A 15,931-nucleotide genomic window follows, 5' to 3' on the forward strand; every position below is an offset into this window, starting at 1 on the left:
GACAGAAGTCGGCAACGCCTCTTTGCCACAGTTCATGTGCGGCCAGGGCCGAAGTTGGTTGACCTTCAAGGTCAGCAGCATGTTCAGCCCCAGCCAGGCGAGATAGGCGCACCGTACGATTTCAGCAGGTCGAAACCCAGTTCCGACACGGCGATCAAGGCTCCTAGGCCGAAGGCCAGGAGGTTGTCGGTGATGGACATGGACAGGGTTTCAAGCCGGGACGTTGGTGTGGGTAAGCCGCAGCGGATTGGGCTCTGCAGGCCAGCCTCAGGCCTTGCACCGGACCAGTGCCAGATACACCGCCGAGCCTTTCCCGGGTTCGATGTAATTCGCGCCGTCCAGGTTGGCTATCTGGGTCGGTTTCATCACCAGTTCCAGCTCCGGTGCGTCGGCGTACCATTCGTTGTTGTCGTTCAGGCTATTTTCGAAAGCGTCGAGAAACGCCTGGCATCTGTCGAACTTGCCATAGCTGTAGTTGCCTTGCTGGTCACTGTAGAAGCGTGAGTAGCTCAGCAGCACGATGCCCCAGCGCTCAATGCGCTCATCGGGACGGGTGCGAGGGATCTGCTTGACCAGGTCCTTGCGGATTTCCCAGATCTTGTAATAGGCATTCTTGTTGTTGTGCACCACCTTGAATTCAATGGCGGTTGCGGCCTCTTCGCCGTAGCTGTCCTCGATCCAGATATCCACCTTGCGCCGCTCGGCAGCGATCAGCCAGCGCGGGACGTTGCAGCGAGGAACGCTGATGTGGCTGGGGCGGTAGTCGTCGCGTTCATCCAACTGGCCGCCGAGGCCGAAATGCTCGCGATTGATGTCCAGCAATGCCGCCGATTCCAGGCTCAGCCACAGTTCCGGAGCGACGCTGACAACAATCGATTTGAGAATGCGCTGGCGTTCTTCCTGTTGCAGGTGCGTCAGCGGCTCAGAGCCTGAGCAGTTTTGTGCCGTTGCTGGAGGAGCAGAGGGACGGTGCAGGCTGAAAGGTGAAAGGGGCAGGCCGGTTTTCGATGGGCAACGTTGCCGTTAAATAAAGTGTTTAGTTGCGCAAACTTAGTTAAGGGACACCAGTCTGTATCATGGGTGGCCAGTTGACATCGTTGTCGGCTTGATATGTTTAGCGAGGTCTTTCCACAGCTTGACCAAATCAGGACATGCACTAGATGAAGCGACTGACGCTTGCCCATAGATTCGAACATAAGGTTGCTTGCGTTTCTACGCCGAGTGGGCCTGACGAGTATGCTGTTCACAACCAGTTTCGTATGGAGTTTGCATGAAGATCAAGGGTGTTCTGCTGGGAGTGGTTCTGCTGGCTTCGCCGCTTTGCCAAGTTTTTGCTGATAGCTGTTCTTCGAACATTTTCGGCGGTTATGACTGTCGTTACGATGATGGGACAACGTCAACCAGCCGTTCCAACATATCGGGAGGGTTGGACACGAGATACAGCGACGGTCGCAGCTCATCTAGTCGCTCCAATATATCGGGAGGGCGGGACACGCAATACAGTGATGGTACTCGTTCATCCAGCCGTTCCAATATATCGGGAGGGCAAGATACGCAATACAGTGACGGTCGCAGCTCATCTAGCCGCTCCAATATATCGGGAGGGCGGGATACGCAAAACAGCGGTGGTCGCCGCTGAGTCAATGGCTCCAACCTTTAAGGCTGGGTGGGAGTTATTACGACGGTACTGAGTGGCATGAGTTGTGCCACTCGTTCGGCAGCCAACTCCATGGGCTTGGCGTAACGCCGATAGCCAACTGACCGCCGAGGCCGACGTGGCGGTGATGATGGCAAGCATTGCGCAGGCTCGCGGTGAGTGCACGTTGTCGTTGACGTCCTTCGCGAGCAAGCTCGCTTCTACAAGGGCGGGTCAATACGGGCCGCGGGGTTCCGGGATGCCCAGTTGCTGTTGCCGGGCCTCGATCTGTTGGTCCACGGCGCGTTTGCCACTGTGCAACTTCAGGTGCTGCACGCTGGGCGGCAGCTGTTGCTCGATCAGGGCCAGCAGGTCCACCTGTGGGACCTTGATCAGGCGCAGGTCGGCGATGGTCGAGGTGTTCAGGTGGTTGATCACCCCCAGGTTCTTGAGGTTGATCAGGCTCAGCTTGCGCAGCTGCGGCGCACCGCCGAGGTCCAGTTGGCCGAGTTGTGCCTGGTCCTCGATCTTCAGCACCTCAAGCTGTGGAAAGCCATCCAGGTCCAGGTGGTTGAGGCCACGGACCCGCAGGATATCCAGTTCCTTAACGTACGGGTTGCGCAGTTCCGGCATGCCCTCGCGGCTGCCGAAGCTCACCGAGAGGCTGCGCAGGCCGGACATGCCGGCCACCATCCCCAGGGGCGTCTTGGCCGGCATGCGGTGCAAGTTCAGGGTGGCGATGTTCGGGCACTGGCTGAGCACGTCCAGGTGATGGCTTTGCACACTGAGGGACAGGGTGTGCAGCTCGGGCATGGCGGCCAGTGGCGCCAGGTCAATGGCGGGGCCCTTGTCCAGGGAGAGCCGCAGTTGTTGCAGGTGCTTGAGGTTGGGTAGGGCCAGCAGCCCGGGCAGGTCGGCGCTGATCACCTGCAGGGCAAACTCCCGAAGCAGGGGCAGGCTGCCAATCGCCTCGCAATGCTCCAGGGCATCGAGGCAGTCCAGGCTCAGGGACTGCACATGGGGCAGGGCCAGCAACACCCGGGCATCGAACGCGCTGCCCGGGTAATGGCTGTAGAAGCGCACGTTGAGGCGTTCACCGAAACGGGCGCAGAGTGTGTCGAGCTGACTCAGCCGTTCGCCGTCGTACTGTTCGGCCTTGGCGAACTGGACGATGACCTGGGCCTGGTCATCAGCCTCCAGGCGGGCGCTCACCTGCAGTTCCAGGTCGGCCTGGCTGGGGGCTTGAATTCGATGGGGAAACATCAGCGGTCCTTGATGATTTTTGCCGCGGCATCATGCCATTGCGCACTCTTGATCGCCATCTGCGCGCAGGCCCGGCCAACTGCCGGGCCACCTTGCGAAAAGCTTACGGGTCGACCTGGCCCATCAGCTCGGCCACCGATTCCGGGCGCTTGGCGTAGCGCTGGGCCAGCACCGCGCAGACCATCAGCTGGATCTGGTGGAACAGCATCAGGGGCAGAATCAGCACGCCCAGGGTGCTGCCGGCAAACAGCACCTGGGCCATGGGCACGCCGGTGGCCAGGCTCTTTTTCGAGCCGCAGAAGAGGATGGTGATGCGGTCTTCCTGGTCGAAGTCGAACAGCTTGCCGAGAAAGCTCGACGCCAGCAGCACCAGGGCCAGGAGGATGCAGCAGGCCACCAGCAGCCCGCCCAGTTCCCACAGCGGAATCTGCTGCCAGATGCCTTCATTCACCGCTTCGCTGAAGGCGCCGTAGACCACCAGCAGGATCGAGCCCTGGTCGACAAAGCGCAGCCAGTGCTTGTTACGCCCGACCCAGGCTCCAATCCAGCGGCGGGCGATCTGCCCGGCGATAAAGGGCAGCAACAGTTGCACGCTGATCTTGACGATGGCATCCACGGTCGAGCCGCTGTCGCCGTGTACGTTCAGCAATAAGGTCACCAGCAGCGGGGTGAGGAAAATGCCGAACAGGCTCGACGCCGCCGCGCTGCAGATGGCTGCCGGAATGTTGCCCCGGGCCAGGGAGGTGAAGGCAATCGCCGATTGCACCGTGGCCGGCAGGGCACACAGGTAGAGCATGCCCAGGTACAGCTCGTCGCCCACCAGCGGCGACAGCAGCGGCTTGAGCGCCAGCCCCAGCACCGGAAACAGGATGAAGGTCAGGCTGAACACCAGCAGGTGCAGGCGCCAGTGGCCGGCCCCGGCGATGATCGCCTCGCGCGACAGCTTGGCGCCGTGGAGGAAGAACAGCAGGCCGATGGCGAGGTTGGTCAGCCAGCCGAAGCCGACCGCCACCTGGCCGCTGGCCGGCAGGAAGCTGGCCAGCAGCACCACGCCGATCAGGGTCAGGGTGAAGTTGTCGGGCAAAAGACGCGAGCGTGTCATAGCGGGATCATCCGGGGGTTGCCAAGTGCGGTGGGGCGACTCTAACGTGGCTGGAATTTACCGACTAACGCCAAGGAGACCATTAATGCCGCCTAAAGGACATGAGAAAATCGTCCGCCGCAGTATTCCCGGGCTGCCGAGTCTGCCGCGACCGGTGTACGGCCGTACCGAATCCTTGCCCAACCGTGCGCTGACCCGGCGCCACAGCCACCCCTGGGTGCAGTTGTCCTACGCGATTGCCGGGGTGCTGGAGATTCAGACCAGCGCCGGGCGCTTTGTCGCTCCGCCACAGCGCGCGGTGTGGATTCCCGCCGGGGTGCCGCACCGGGTGTTCAGCTCGCCGCGCACCGAGATGCGCAGCCTGTACCTCGATTGCAGCGTCACCGCCTGGGCGACCACCGACAGCTGCCAGGTGCTGGCAGTCAGCAGCCTGCTGCGGGAGCTGATCCGCGCCTTCAGCGAATTGCCGGTGGAGTATGTCGAGGACAGCGCCGACGGGCGCCTGGCCCAGGTGCTGCTGGACCAGCTGGCCGCCGCGCCGCAACTGGACCTGATGCTGCCGCTGCCCCTGGACCCGCGCTTGCGGGCGATCTACCGCAGCCTGCAGGCGCACCCGGAGCAGCCGACCACCCTGGGGCAATGGAGCCAGAAGCTCGGGGTCACGGAGAAGACCCTCAGCCGCCTGTTTCTCAAGGACACCGGGCTGACCTTTCGCGCCTGGCGCCAACGCTTGCGCCTGCTCGGCGCGCTGACCCCGCTGGAGCAGGGCGAGCGGGTCACCGACGTGGCCCTGGCCTGTGGCTATGACTCGACCTCGGCGTTTATCGCCGCGTTTCGCCAGCAGTTCGACGCCACCCCCGGCGAGTTCTTCCGCGACCTCTAAAACCCCGCGATTCCGGTAGCCGCTGCCGCAGACTGCGAACGGCCGCGAAGCGGCCGCCGCGTTATATCAGGAAGCCGGTTTGGGTCTGCTGCGCAGCCCATCGCAGCCTGCGGCAGCGGCTACAGGGTGCGACGATGCGGCAGGTGCGGCAGGTGCGGCAGGTGCGGCAGTTGCAACAGTACGGCAAGGTACCGCATGGTGCGACAGGCGCGGCAGGTCAGGTCCTTGATGGGCGCAGCAGTTCGATGCGCTCCGGCGGCACCAGGGTGCGCAGGGTCTTGTACAGGGCCCGGGTTTCCAGCAGGTTCCAGATCCGCAGCAGGGTTTCCAGGGCGTCCAGGGGTTTGCTGATGAAGTCCCGGGCGCCCAGGGCCAGGGCCCGCAAGCGGGTGTCGCGGGTGGCGTCGGCGGTCAGTACTAGGATCGGCAGGTAGTCGTGGGCCGGGATCCGCCGGTTGAGCTGTTCGAGTACGGCAAAGCCGTCGAACTCCGGCATGTGCAGATCGAGGATCACCAGGTCCGGCTCGAAGCTGTTGAACAGCTCCAGGGTGCGCAGCGGCTGGGTGCTGCTCAGGACATTGTGCAGGCCTTCGCGGGCCAGCAGCTGTTCCATCAGGTCGAGGTTGGGGCGCTGGTCATCGACGATGAGGATGCGCATATCGGCAGTCATACGGGCTCCGCTAGGCAGGCTTGGAGGTGGGCGAGGAACGCCGGTACATGGATCGGCTTGGTGAGGATCGCCGTCGCCCCGGCTTCTCGCAGGGTGCGCTGGGTCAGCTCGCTGGCGTCGGCGGTAATCATCAGGATCGGTGTGGTGGCGGTGATGGCGGAGGCGCGTAGGCGTTGCAGCACGTCCAGGCCCTGCAGGTCCGGCAGGTTGACGTCCAGCAGGATCATCTGCGGCGCGTGCTGGCGCGCCAGATCCAGGCCCATCTGGCCCTGCATGCTCGACAGCAACTGAATCCCCGGCCGGCGCTGCAGCAGGGTTTCGATCAGCGCCAGGCTTTGCAGGTTGTCTTCGATGCAGAGGATCTTGCCCTGGTGCCGGGCCGGCGCCTGGGGCGTCGGCAGGCTCAGTGCCAGAGTGGCAAAAGGCGTTGCGGCGGGGGCATCGGGCAGGCGCACGAAGGGCAGCTCCAGGCTGAAGCGGCAGCCGCTGCCCAGGGTGCTCTGCACGCTGAGGTCGCCGTCCATCATTTCCAGCAGGCTCTTGCTCAGGGCCAGGCCCAGGCCGGTGCCTTCGACCTTGGGATCGGCATCCAGGCGTTCGAACGGCTTGAACAGGCGCTCCAGGTGATCAGGGGCAATGCCACCGCCGGTGTCGATGACGCTGATACGCAGGCGCGGTTCGTCGATCGCCACCTCGATGTTCACCTGGCCGGCGCTGCGGTTGTACTTGATGGCATTGGACAGCAGGTTGAGCAACACCTGGATCAACCGCTGGCGGTCGGCGACCACGCCGCTGTACGTGGGCAGTTCGGGCAGGGGCGCCAGGTGAATGCTGGCATCGGCGGCCATCGGCGACACCAGGGTCAGGGCCTCATGCAGCACCGCCGCCAGGGGCATGGGTTCGACGTTCAGCGGCAGGCGCCCGGCTTCGATGCGGGCGATGTCCAGCACCTCGTTGATCAGCCCCAGCAGGTGCTGGCCGGCCCGCAGGATATGCCCGACCTGGGGCCGCTGGCCGGCGCTGGAATCCATGTCGAGCAATTGGGCGAAGCCGAGGATGGCGTTCAGCGGGGTGCGCAGTTCGTGGCTCATGCGCGAGAGGAATTCGCTTTTGGCGCGGCTGGCGCTTTCGGCTTCTTCGCGGGCGGTGCCCAGGGCGATTTCCGCGGCGCGGCGGTCGGTGATGTCGCGGGTGATCTTGGAAAACCCCCGCAGGGCGCCGCTGGCGTCGTATTGCGCGGTGATCACCACGCTGGCCCAGAAGCGGCTGCCGTCCTTGCGGCAGCGCCAGCCTTCCTCCATGTAGTGGCCGTGGGCGGTGGCTTCGCGCAGGGCCATGTCCGGGTGCTGCGGGCACTCTTCGGGCAGGTAGAACAGGGAGAAATGGCGGCCGATGATTTCCTGGTCGCGGTAGCCCTTGATCCGCTCGGCGCCGAAGTTCCAGGTGGTGACCATGCCGGCGGTGTCCAGGGCGAAGATCCCGTAGTCCTTGACCCCGTCGATGATCAGGCGCAGGCGTTCTTCGTTGTCGCGCAGGGCGCGCTCGCGCTCGGCCAGCAGTTGCCCGGCCTCCACCAGGCGTGTGCCCAACTGGCCGATTTCATCCAGCTCGGGGGCTTGCGGCAGCAGCGGCTGGCCCAGGGCCAGGCGCTGGGCGTTGCCCTGGACCTGCTGTACCCGGGTGACGATGCCCCGGGACAGCAGCAGCACCGCGACAATGGCGCCAAACAGCCCGCAGCCGGCGGCCAGCAGGGTGGCGAACAGTAGGCGCATGCGGGTTGCCGCCGCGGCCGCGGTGCGTTCGGCCAGCAGCGCGTCCTCGTGGATGCGCATGGCGCTGATCTGCTCACGCAGCACGTCCAGCACCTGCTTGTTGTCGATGAGGATCGCGGTCATCGTGGCGCTGTCGTCGCGGCTGCCGTTGCGCAGGGCCACCAGGCCTTCGAGCTTGGTTTGGATCAGCGGGGTGATGGTGTGCAGGTACTCGCGCATGCGCGTGTCGCGCACGTTGCGGTCCAGGCGTTGCAGAGCCGCTTCGATCTGCGGGCGGGCCTGGAGGTAGGCGGGTAGGAAGTCCTCGCTGCGGGTCAGCAGGTAACCGCGCACGCTGGCCGCAGCCTCGGCCAACAGGGTGTGCACGGTCTGGATATCGCCCTGCACCAGCAGCACCCGGCGCACGTCTTCTTCGGCGCGGGCGGTCTGGCGTTCGGCGCTGTAGATCAGCACCAGCGACAGCAGCAGGATCACCAGCGGCAGGGAAATCACCACCAGCGCCTTGCCCCGCAGCGGCAGGTCGGCCCAGCACCGGGCGCTGCGCAGGTTCATGGCCACTGCCCGCTGGGCTGGGTCACCAGCCCCAGGGCGATGCCGCGCACCGCCGCCTGGGTGCGGTCGGAGGCGCCGAGCTTGCCGATCACCCGCTCGACGTGGGCCTTGGCGGTGCCGGTGGTGATGCCGAGCTTTTCGCCGATTTCGCGGTTGCTGAAGCCGCCGGCCACCAGCCCCAGCACCTGGCGCTCGCGGGCGGTCAGGGCCTGGACCTGGGGCGCCTGGCCGTTGCCGCGTTCGGTCATGCGCCGCAGCAGGCGCGCGCTGACCGCGCTGTTCAGGGCTTCCTCGCCCTGGGCCACCCGTTGCAGGGCGCCGATCACTTCGGCGCGGCTGGCGTCCTTGAGCAGATAACCCACGGCGCCGGCGGTCATGGCCGCTTCCAGGTGATCGGGGCTGTCGTCCATGGTGAAGATCACCACTTTGACCTCGGGCTGGCGCTGCTGCAAAAGGCGCGCGGCCCCCAGGCCATTGAGCCGCGGCATACGGATGTCGAGGATGGCGATGTCCGGGCGCAGTTGCTCGCACAAGGCCAGGGCTTCTTCACCGTCCCTGGCCTGGCCCACCACTTCGAACTCCGGATTGCCCGCCAGCAGGGCGACGAAACCGGTGCGGGTCACTTCATGATCGTCCGCCAGGACCAGGCGTATCAGGGTACTCATGGCGCTTGCTCCAAGGGTTGCGCGGGCACGCAGGCCAGCAGCCGGGTGCCGCTGCCGGGCTGGCTGTCGCAGCTGAAGTAGCCGCCCAGCAGATGGGCGCGTTCGTGCATGGCGACCTGACCCAACTGGTCGGCCACCGGGGCCGGCGAGCTGACGAATCCGCAGCCGTCATCGCTGACCCCGAGCAGCGCCTGGCCATCCTCCAGGGCCAGGCTCAGGTGCACCTGCGAGGCCCGGGCGTGCTTGAGGATGTTGTTGATGGCTTCCTGGGCGATGCGGAACAGGGCGATTTCCACGGCATCGGGCAGACGCTGCGGCGCGCGCTGGCCCCAGTACACCAGCAGACCGGCGTCGCGCAGGCGGTCGGCTTCGCGGTCGATGGCCCGCAGCAGGCCGAAGTCGTCGAGCACGTGGGGGCGCAAGCCGCCAATCAGCTGCCGGCCTTCGCCAACGCAACCCTGGGCCAGTTGCAGGATGGTCTGCAGGTCCTGGTGCAGGTCGGCGGGCAACGGCGGACAGCGCCCGGCGAAGCCCTGCAGGCGCTGATGGAGTCCGGCCAGGGTTTGCGCCAGGCCGTCGTGCAGGTCATAGGCGACCCGCTTGCGTTCGTCTTCCTGGGCGCTGAACAGGCGTTGCACCAGTTCCGACATGCTGCGCTCCCGGGCTTGCAGGTCGCGCAGCAGGCGCTGGTTTTCCAGGTGCGCGGCCAGCAGGGTGGCCAGCAGTTGCAGGGATTCCAGGTCTTCGTTGTCTGGCGGGCTGATGGGCACGCTGTTGGCCAGCAGCAGGGCACCGAAGGCGCGGCCGTCGGCGCGGTGCAGCAGCACCCGCAGCACGGCGCTGTCCGGAGTCGGCGGCGGCTCCGGCCACTGCGGGTGATCGGCCAGGGCGCGCAGGCCTTGCAGGCGTTCTTCATGACCCAGGGCGGCGCGGGTGTGCACCACGCCATCCTCGGCCCACTCCAGCAGCAGTCCGTGGTCCATGGCGGCAAAGGCGCAGGCCCGTTGCACCACCCGCTGGCGCATCTGCTCGGGGGGCAGTTGCAGCAGCTCCTGACCGGTGTCCACCAGCAGTCGCAGGCGCGCGGCGCGGCTCTGGGACTGTCGATACTGGCTGCGCAGGGCCAGGGCGCTGGCGGGGTCGAAGGATGGGGTGGACATGGCTGGGCTCCAGTGTGGCGGCGCTGCGGTTGAACAAAAGCGGGCATTAGACCCGCTGCTGCATGTCACGCCTATCTGCCGAATGGCATAGGCCCAAAGCTCCAGTTGGCCGATGGCGCGGGCGACGACGATGGGCAAAGTGTGGCTCATTGAAACCCACTGGAGAAATCGTATGAAACTGAAAACCACTGCCCTGGCCCTGTTTTTCGCCTTCACCGCTCCACTGGCTGTGGCCGCCGAGGTCAAGCCGTATGTTTACAGCAGCATTGCCGAGCAGCCGCAAGCGGCCCAGGACCGCGAGATCGCCGGCCTGTTCGATCATTGGAACAGCGCCTTGCAGACCGGCAACCCGCAGTCGGTGGTGAGCCTGTATGCGCCGAACGCGGTGTTGCAGCCGACCGTGTCCAACCAGGTGCGCAGCACTCACGCACAGATCAAGGACTACTTCGAGCACTTCCTGGCGTCCAAGCCGGTGGGGCAGATCAACTACCGGGAAATCCGTCACTTGGGCCCGGATGCCGCCCTGGACAGCGGCGTCTACACCTTCACCCTGACCGATGCGGCCGGCAAGAGCGAGAAGGTCCAGGCGCGCTACACCTTCCTGTACGAGCGCATCGACGGCCAGTGGAAGATCCTCAACCATCATTCCTCTGCCATGCCCCAGGTGCAGGCGCAGTTGGCCGCTCACTGATCCACCTTGCGTTCCCTTCACGCCGAGCCTGTGCTCGGCGTTGTCGTTTCCCGCTGCTCACTGTTCGCGGTAGCGCCCCGGGGTCATGCCGAACCAGCGCAGGCAGGCTTTGTGAAAGCTGCTCTGGTCGCGAAAGCCCAGCAGGGCGCCGATGTATTTGACGCTGCGCATGGAGTTGCGCAGGAAGCTGTGGGCCAGCATCAGCCGCGCTTCGTCCTGCAGCGCCGAGAAATGCACGTCTTCATGACCCAGGCGCCGCTGCAGGCTGCGGGTGCTGACTCCCACCGCCTGGGCGATATGCGGCAGGTCGCTGGGCGCACCCTGGGCCAGGGATTCGGACAGGGCCCGGCGCACCCGCGCCGTCATCGAGCCGCTGAGCAGCACGTTGAGCCGGTTGCGCGCATATTCCATGTGCAGCACGTCCAGGGCCGGGTCGGCGGTGGGCAGGGCGATGGCGCAGTCCTGGTGGCTGAACGTCAGGCTGTTGTGCGGAGCATCGAACTGCAGGTTGTCGCCCATCAACCGGCGCAGCACGCGGGTGTCCGCGGGCTCTGGGTAGGTGAAGGCCGCCATCTGCGGCCGCGGTTTGTGCTGCGGCAGCAGCCAGTGCAGCAGGCCCAGGGTCTGGGCGGCGCCGGCGTCGATCAGCGCCCGGGGAATCAGTGATGGCTCGGCGGTGATATCGAAACCGATCAGTTGCAAGGCATCGGGCTTGCGTTCCAGGCACATGCAGAAGCTGTTGCGGGTCAGTGCCTGGTAGTCCACCAGGCGTTGCAACGCCGCCCCCAGGGTCGCGCAGGACATCACCGCATAGCCCAGGGCTTCAAGGTTGGCTGGATGGGCCTTGCTGTAGGCCAGCAGGCCAAGGTCTGGGTTGCCGGTGCGCCGGGCGGCTTCGCGCATCACTTGATAAACCAGTTCCAGCCTTACGCCCTTGGGATTGTCCTCAACGTCCTGGATGCTGCTGCCGAAGGTTCTGAGCAGAGCGTCGATGTTGCCGCCGCCTTCTCTGATGACATCGGCAAGCACCCGAAAGCTGGCGCTGGTCATTCTGTGCATAGGTCTTCCTGAACTAGTGGCTAAATGATGTCGATGAGGCCTTTTGCATGATTGCAATAAACAAAAGGCCGCAGACGAATAAGCACAGAGCCAGGTTTCCAAGGACAAGCGAAAGGTATCCGGGAACACTTCCGGGTGGCCTGGGCAGGGTCGATCATGGTTGGGCAGGGACCCTTGGGCGCGCGCTGACCGCTGCGTCGGACCACGTCCGAGGGTGCATCGTTGGCTGGCCTATGGATTTGTCATGCAAAGCATCAAAGACTTTTATCGCGAACTGGCCGATGGCCGTTTGATGCTGGCATTCCAGCCGGTGGTGTGGCTGCCGGACAGCAACCGGGTGCTCTACCACGAAGGCTTGCTGCGTCATGTCGATGCCCAGGGGGGCGATGCCTACCCCCTGGCGCTGCTGGAAAAGCACCAGGTGATGCGCGAGCTGGATCGCAGTGTGGTGCTCTGTGTGATCGATGGCCTGCAACGGGATGAACGCCTGCGTCTGGGGTGTAATATTTCCGCCCAGAGCGCGATCATCGATCCGTTCTGGTACGCCATTGTCCAGCAACTGCGGGACTTCCCCTCAGTGGCCGCGCGGCTGGTGATCGAGATCACCGAAAGCGCCACGCCGCCGAGCATCGAGGCGGCCAGCGAGTTCGTCCTGTGCCTGCGGGAACTGGGCTGCCGGGTGGCCATCGATGACTTCGGCGCGGGCCTGGGCACCCTGGAGTTCATTCGCCAGACCCGGCCGGACATCGTCAAGATCGACAAGGGTTACCTGCAGCGCGCCCGGGGCGAACTCAACAGCGCCCAGACCCTCAGTCACCTGGTGCAACTGTGCAAGACCCTGGCGCCCTGCGTGATCATCGAAGGCGTCGAGACGGGCACCGACCAGAACCTGGCCACGGCCTGCGGTGGCGAGTGGGGCCAGGGCTACCTGTTCGGCCGTCCCCAGGTGGATCGCCTGGGCCAGCGTTGCCGTCTGGCGCAACGGGCGCCAGAGCCGTGCGCGCTGGATCAGGTGTAACGCCGCTTCGGCGTAGTAGCTGAGAGGGCCGTGCTGCTCTGCGCTCAAGGACCCACCCATGACGGGGGGGCGCGGGCCGCCGTGGAACCACTCAGCCGCGAGCCCGCGCCTACTCCACCGGGCTGTCGCCTGGCGGAGCCGCCTGATGGGTTTCAGTGGGCTGCGGGGTCATGGGCGGGGTGTGGGCCGTCGGGTCTTGCACCTCGGCACTGATGGGCAAGGCCGGCAGGTGCGCCTCGGGAATCGGCTTCATATCCACGTGCATGTTGCGCTTGGGCCGTTCCGGCTGGAACGCGTCGTAGGGCAGCAGCACGGTGTCGAGCGCCGCATCCAGGGGCAGGCTGGCGATCATCAGGATCGGGCACACCACACTCACCCAGCAGCCGCCGGTGATCATGCGTGCGTAGCCCATGTCATAGCCGGTGAGCACTTGGGCGTTGGTCTTGACGCTGCGGTAGTAGCGGTCGTCGCGAAAGTCCAGGGCATTGCCGCGGGTCATGTAGGTGCCGCAGCCGGACAGCAGCAGGGTGTTGAGCAACAACAGGTAATGGAGGATTCGGATGATCGGGTTTCCATACAGGGCAGTGGCAGGGGGCGAGGCTCAGGGCTTGCTCGCGTCGTAGGGCAGCAGCACGGTGTCGAGCGCCGCATCCAGGGGCAGGCTGGCAATCATCAGGATCGGGCACACCACACTCACCCAGCACATGCCGGTGAGCATGCGCGCGTAGCCAGGTCGTAGCCGGTGAGTATCTGGGCGTTCATCGTCGTGCCGCGGTAATAGCGAGCGTCGCGCCAATCCTCGCCGCTGAGCGCCATGTAGGAGCCACAACTGCTCAGCAGCAGAGTGTTGAGCAGCAACAGGCAAGGGATGCTTCGGATGATCGGGCTCCCACGCCGGGGCGACACCGGGGCCGGCGAGAATCAGTGCTTCATCGCGTCATAGGGCAGCAGCGCGGTGTCGGCCACGGCATCCACCGGCAGGCTGACGATGGCCACCACCGGACAGACGATGCTCATCCAGCAGAAGATCGTCGCATAGCCGTCGTAGCCGCTGGCGCCGCGCATGGTCAGCAGTTCGATATTGGCCTGGGTACCTTTGTAGTAGTCGTAGCCGGTGTGGGCGTTGGGGGTGCGGGCGATCAGGGTGCCGCAGCCTGCCAGCGACAGCAGGGACAACAGAAGTACAGCGTTGAGGGCTTTGATGATGCCATTCCTTAGCGAGCGGATTTTTGCCGCGCGCATCGTCGCAGAAGCCGGGCGCGCAAGCTAGATGAGGCTCGGATAAATAACCGGGCATGGACAAATAATCGTCAGCCCCATACCGATCAGATGTCCGACGGGATCAACAGCAGCAGATCGGTATCGCCGATGTCCACGCCAGCCTGGGTCAGCAAGGTGCTGGCCTGGCCCCGATGATGGGTCTGATGATTGAAGAAATGCACCAGCAGGGCGTGGAAATCGCGCTCGGCGACCACGCCCCGGGTGTTGGTGTAATGCAGGCTGCGGTCCAGGTCGGTCTCGCTCAGGGACTGGCTGAAATCGAGGATCAACTGGTCCAGCCACTGGCGTTGCTGCCAGAGCCCGTCGAGGTCTGGAAACAGCAGGGTCTTGAGGTCCTGTGGCTGGGCCACCTGCTGCAGCGGGGCCAGAGCCGGGTGTTGCGCAGGGTGTTGGGCAAAGCGCTTGAGCCAGATCGTGTCACCGGCCAGCAAGTGATTGAGAGTGCCGAGGATCGAGCCGAAAAACGCCTGGCGATCGAGGATGATCTGCGCCTCGGGCAGGGTCATGGCGGCGTTGTACAGCTTCGCGTTCATCCATTGGTTGTAGCGGGCCATCAGGCCTAGGTGCTCGCTGCGGTTCATGGTCGTTCCTGGTGGTGGGTGGCTCGATCAGTGGGGCATCAGCTTCGCAAGGTGAGTGGCCGGCGCGCAAGGGCGGCTTGAAAAGCCCCGTGCGATGGGCGTTTTTCGGCCAGCGAGCCATTAAAAAATCTGCCCCTTTGGCCCAGATAACATCGTTTCTCGGGGCCTGGGCTTTTCTCTATATTGGCCACCAGATCCAGCGCGGCAAGAGGTCGCGCGCCCTTTATGGTGAGCCGTTGCAATGAATAAAAAAACTGAACGCACCGGGCCGGAAACCCCCGGAGCCGGTACCCGAGTGGTCTGGGGCGGAGAGCAGATCCGTCACCCCTACAACGCCACGCAAACGCCGATTGTCGCCAGCGCTGCCTACGGTTATGACGACATCGACCAGTGGTACGACGTAGCGCTGGGCAAGGCCCCGGGCTTCATCTACAGCCGCATGAGCAACCCCACGGTGGAGACCCTGGAGGCCAAATTGTGCAACCTGGAAAACGCCGAGTCGGCCGTGGCTTTCAGCAGCGGCATGGCGGCCATCAGCGGCGTGCTCTACAGCTTCCTGCGTCACGGTCAGCGGGTGGTGTCGACCAAGGACAGTTACGGCGGCACCAACAAGATTTTCGAAGAGTTCCTGCCGCGCATGGGCGTGGCCGTGACCCTCTGCGAAACCTTCGACCAGCAGCAGATCGAAGCCGAAATCGCCCAGGGCTGCGACCTGCTGTACCTGGAAACCCCGACCAACCCGACCCTGAAGATCGTCGACATCCAGCGTCTGGTGAGCGCGGCGAAAAAAGTCGGCGCCCTGGTGGTGGCGGACAACACCTTTGCCACGCCGCTGAACCAGAACCCCCTGGCCCTGGGCGTGGACGTGGTGATCCACAGCGCCACCAAGTTCCTCAGTGGCCACGGCGACGTGCTCGGTGGCGTGGCCTGCGGCAGCGAGGCGCTGATGAGCCAGGTGCGTCACTACCGAGAAATCAACGGCGCGAGCCTCGATCCGTTCTCGGCCTACCTGATCATCCGCGGGATCAAGACCCTGGCCCTGCGCATGCGTCAGCAACAGCACAGTGCCGCGCAACTGGCGCAGTTCCTGCTCAACGAGCCGCTGGTGGAAGCGGTGAACTACCCAGGGTTGCCCAGCCACCCGAATCACGCCGTGGCCTGTGCGCAGATGCGCGGTTTCGGCGCCATTGTCAGCTTTGTCCTGGCGGGTGGCATGGACAGCGTCAAAGTGCTGTTGCCGCGCCTGCGCTATGCCCACTGCGCCGGCAACCTGGGGGCGGTGGAAACCATCTACGGTCCGGCCCGCACCACCAGCCACGTCGAGAACACCCTGGAGGAGCGTCAGGCCCTGGGCATTTCCGAAGGGCTGGTACGGATCTCGGTGGGCATCGAAGACACCGATGATCTGCTGGCGGACCTGCAACAGGCGTTCGCCTGGTTGCGCCAATCCCTGAACCCGGCCCTGAACCTGGAGCCGTCCCTGAATTTTCCTCGGGCCGAGGTCGCCCACTGAGTGTGCGCAACACCCCCCACGGCAAGGCAGCGAGTGGGGGTTTCATGAAGAGGAATAACAATAAAAACCTGTTGGCAATCCTTTG

16 protein-coding genes are annotated in these 15,931 nt (G+C 64.7%); 4 read left to right on the forward strand and 12 right to left on the reverse strand.

Annotated features, from left to right (window positions below):
* Nucleotides 1-267: 267 nt before the first annotated feature.
* The 3 genes from PLD_RS11375 to PLD_RS11385 form a co-directional block, all read right to left on the reverse strand.
* Complete coding sequence (locus tag PLD_RS11375; protein ID WP_256674592.1) at nt 268-822, reverse strand: hypothetical protein; 555 nt, start codon at nt 820-822, stop codon at nt 268-270.
* Between the two features lie 1,048 nt (nt 823-1,870).
* Complete coding sequence (locus PLD_RS11380) at nt 1,871-2,899, reverse strand: hypothetical protein (protein ID WP_159892632.1); 1,029 nt, start codon at nt 2,897-2,899, stop codon at nt 1,871-1,873.
* 103 nt (nt 2,900-3,002) lie between these two features.
* Complete coding sequence (locus PLD_RS11385; protein WP_159892634.1) at nt 3,003-4,001, reverse strand: bile acid:sodium symporter family protein; 999 nt, start codon at nt 3,999-4,001, stop codon at nt 3,003-3,005.
* Nucleotides 4,002-4,086: 85 nt separating this feature from the next.
* Here PLD_RS11385 and PLD_RS11390 point away from each other — a divergent pair, with 85 nt between their 5' ends.
* Nucleotides 4,087-4,884: a helix-turn-helix transcriptional regulator gene (locus tag PLD_RS11390; protein WP_159892636.1), complete on the forward strand. Its 798-nt coding sequence runs from the start codon at nt 4,087-4,089 to the stop codon at nt 4,882-4,884.
* 217 nt (nt 4,885-5,101) lie between these two features.
* Here PLD_RS11390 and PLD_RS11395 read toward each other — a convergent pair whose 3' ends face one another.
* The 4 genes from PLD_RS11395 to PLD_RS11410 are packed head-to-tail and all read right to left on the reverse strand — an operon-like array spanning nt 5,102 to nt 9,703.
* Nucleotides 5,102-5,554, reverse strand: coding sequence for a response regulator (locus PLD_RS11395; protein WP_159892638.1), 453 nt, complete (start codon nt 5,552-5,554; stop codon nt 5,102-5,104).
* Nucleotides 5,551-7,878, reverse strand: a complete 2,328-nt coding sequence (locus PLD_RS11400) for an ATP-binding protein (RefSeq protein ID WP_159892640.1) — start codon at nt 7,876-7,878, stop codon at nt 5,551-5,553. Before PLD_RS11400 ends, PLD_RS11395 begins: the two co-directional genes overlap by 4 nt.
* Complete coding sequence (locus PLD_RS11405) at nt 7,875-8,543, reverse strand: response regulator transcription factor (protein WP_159892642.1); 669 nt, start codon at nt 8,541-8,543, stop codon at nt 7,875-7,877. The genes PLD_RS11400 and PLD_RS11405 overlap by 4 nt, the downstream gene beginning before the upstream one ends.
* Complete coding sequence (locus PLD_RS11410; RefSeq protein ID WP_159892644.1) at nt 8,540-9,703, reverse strand: sensor histidine kinase; 1,164 nt, start codon at nt 9,701-9,703, stop codon at nt 8,540-8,542. The genes PLD_RS11405 and PLD_RS11410 overlap by 4 nt, the downstream gene beginning before the upstream one ends.
* Before the next feature lie 172 nt (nt 9,704-9,875).
* Here PLD_RS11410 and PLD_RS11415 point away from each other — a divergent pair, with 172 nt between their 5' ends.
* On the forward strand, nt 9,876-10,394 hold the full coding sequence (locus PLD_RS11415) for an SgcJ/EcaC family oxidoreductase (protein ID WP_159892646.1): 519 nt from the start codon (nt 9,876-9,878) through the stop codon (nt 10,392-10,394).
* Nucleotides 10,395-10,451: 57 nt separating this feature from the next.
* Here PLD_RS11415 and PLD_RS11420 read toward each other — a convergent pair whose 3' ends face one another.
* Nucleotides 10,452-11,453 carry an AraC family transcriptional regulator gene (locus tag PLD_RS11420; protein WP_159892648.1) on the reverse strand — a complete coding sequence of 334 codons (1,002 nt, stop codon included), beginning with the start codon at nt 11,451-11,453 and terminating at the stop codon, nt 10,452-10,454.
* Nucleotides 11,454-11,697: 244 nt separating this feature from the next.
* Between PLD_RS11420 and PLD_RS11425 the strand changes: the two genes are divergently transcribed.
* A complete protein-coding gene (locus PLD_RS11425; RefSeq protein WP_159892650.1) occupies nt 11,698-12,471 on the forward strand; it encodes an EAL domain-containing protein in 774 nt (257 codons plus the stop codon).
* 109 nt (nt 12,472-12,580) lie between these two features.
* Here PLD_RS11425 and PLD_RS11430 read toward each other — a convergent pair whose 3' ends face one another.
* From PLD_RS11430 to PLD_RS11445, 4 genes are all read right to left on the reverse strand, one after another.
* Nucleotides 12,581-13,012 (reverse strand): YceK/YidQ family lipoprotein, encoded by a 432-nt coding sequence (locus PLD_RS11430; RefSeq protein ID WP_256674593.1) that lies wholly within the window; start codon nt 13,010-13,012, stop codon nt 12,581-12,583.
* Nucleotides 13,013-13,072: 60 nt separating this feature from the next.
* Nucleotides 13,073-13,189 carry a YceK/YidQ family lipoprotein gene (locus PLD_RS11435; protein WP_159892652.1) on the reverse strand — a complete coding sequence of 39 codons (117 nt, stop codon included), beginning with the start codon at nt 13,187-13,189 and terminating at the stop codon, nt 13,073-13,075.
* Between the two features lie 203 nt (nt 13,190-13,392).
* The gene (locus PLD_RS11440; RefSeq protein ID WP_159892654.1) at nt 13,393-13,713 is read right to left on the reverse strand and encodes a YceK/YidQ family lipoprotein; all 321 of its coding nucleotides are present in this window, start codon (nt 13,711-13,713) and stop codon (nt 13,393-13,395) included.
* 83 nt (nt 13,714-13,796) lie between these two features.
* On the reverse strand, nt 13,797-14,333 hold the full coding sequence (locus PLD_RS11445; RefSeq protein ID WP_159892656.1) for a DinB family protein: 537 nt from the start codon (nt 14,331-14,333) through the stop codon (nt 13,797-13,799).
* Between the two features lie 241 nt (nt 14,334-14,574).
* On the opposite strand from PLD_RS11445, the gene PLD_RS11450 reads away from it, so the two are divergent.
* Nucleotides 14,575-15,846: a cystathionine gamma-synthase family protein gene (locus tag PLD_RS11450; RefSeq protein WP_159892658.1), complete on the forward strand. Its 1,272-nt coding sequence runs from the start codon at nt 14,575-14,577 to the stop codon at nt 15,844-15,846.
* The last annotated feature ends 85 nt before the right edge of the window (nt 15,847-15,931 follow it).

This window comes from Pseudomonas sp. LD120, assembly GCF_009861525.1.
Classification (GTDB): domain Bacteria; phylum Pseudomonadota; class Gammaproteobacteria; order Pseudomonadales; family Pseudomonadaceae; genus Aquipseudomonas.

What these genes read in the sequence shown, in the direction of transcription:
- PLD_RS11420 (WP_159892648.1), bottom strand. Translation starts at nt 11,453, where the DNA reads ATGCACAGAATGACCAGCGCCAGCTTTCGGGTGCTTGCCGATGTCATC.
- PLD_RS11435 (WP_159892652.1), bottom strand. Translation starts at nt 13,189, where the DNA reads ATGCTCACCGGCATGTGCTGGGTGAGTGTGGTGTGCCCGATCCTGATG.
- PLD_RS11445 (WP_159892656.1), bottom strand. Translation starts at nt 14,333, where the DNA reads ATGAACCGCAGCGAGCACCTAGGCCTGATGGCCCGCTACAACCAATGG.
- PLD_RS11385 (WP_159892634.1), bottom strand. Translation starts at nt 4,001, where the DNA reads ATGACACGCTCGCGTCTTTTGCCCGACAACTTCACCCTGACCCTGATC.
- PLD_RS11380 (WP_159892632.1), bottom strand. Translation starts at nt 2,899, where the DNA reads ATGTTTCCCCATCGAATTCAAGCCCCCAGCCAGGCCGACCTGGAACTG.
- PLD_RS11415 (WP_159892646.1), top strand. Translation starts at nt 9,876, where the DNA reads ATGAAACTGAAAACCACTGCCCTGGCCCTGTTTTTCGCCTTCACCGCT.
- PLD_RS11450 (WP_159892658.1), top strand. Translation starts at nt 14,575, where the DNA reads ATGAATAAAAAAACTGAACGCACCGGGCCGGAAACCCCCGGAGCCGGT.
- PLD_RS11440 (WP_159892654.1), bottom strand. Translation starts at nt 13,713, where the DNA reads ATGCGCGCGGCAAAAATCCGCTCGCTAAGGAATGGCATCATCAAAGCC.
- PLD_RS11405 (WP_159892642.1), bottom strand. Translation starts at nt 8,543, where the DNA reads ATGAGTACCCTGATACGCCTGGTCCTGGCGGACGATCATGAAGTGACC.
- PLD_RS11425 (WP_159892650.1), top strand. Translation starts at nt 11,698, where the DNA reads ATGCAAAGCATCAAAGACTTTTATCGCGAACTGGCCGATGGCCGTTTG.
- PLD_RS11395 (WP_159892638.1), bottom strand. Translation starts at nt 5,554, where the DNA reads ATGACTGCCGATATGCGCATCCTCATCGTCGATGACCAGCGCCCCAAC.
- PLD_RS11390 (WP_159892636.1), top strand. Translation starts at nt 4,087, where the DNA reads ATGCCGCCTAAAGGACATGAGAAAATCGTCCGCCGCAGTATTCCCGGG.
- PLD_RS11410 (WP_159892644.1), bottom strand. Translation starts at nt 9,703, where the DNA reads ATGTCCACCCCATCCTTCGACCCCGCCAGCGCCCTGGCCCTGCGCAGC.
- PLD_RS11400 (WP_159892640.1), bottom strand. Translation starts at nt 7,878, where the DNA reads ATGAACCTGCGCAGCGCCCGGTGCTGGGCCGACCTGCCGCTGCGGGGC.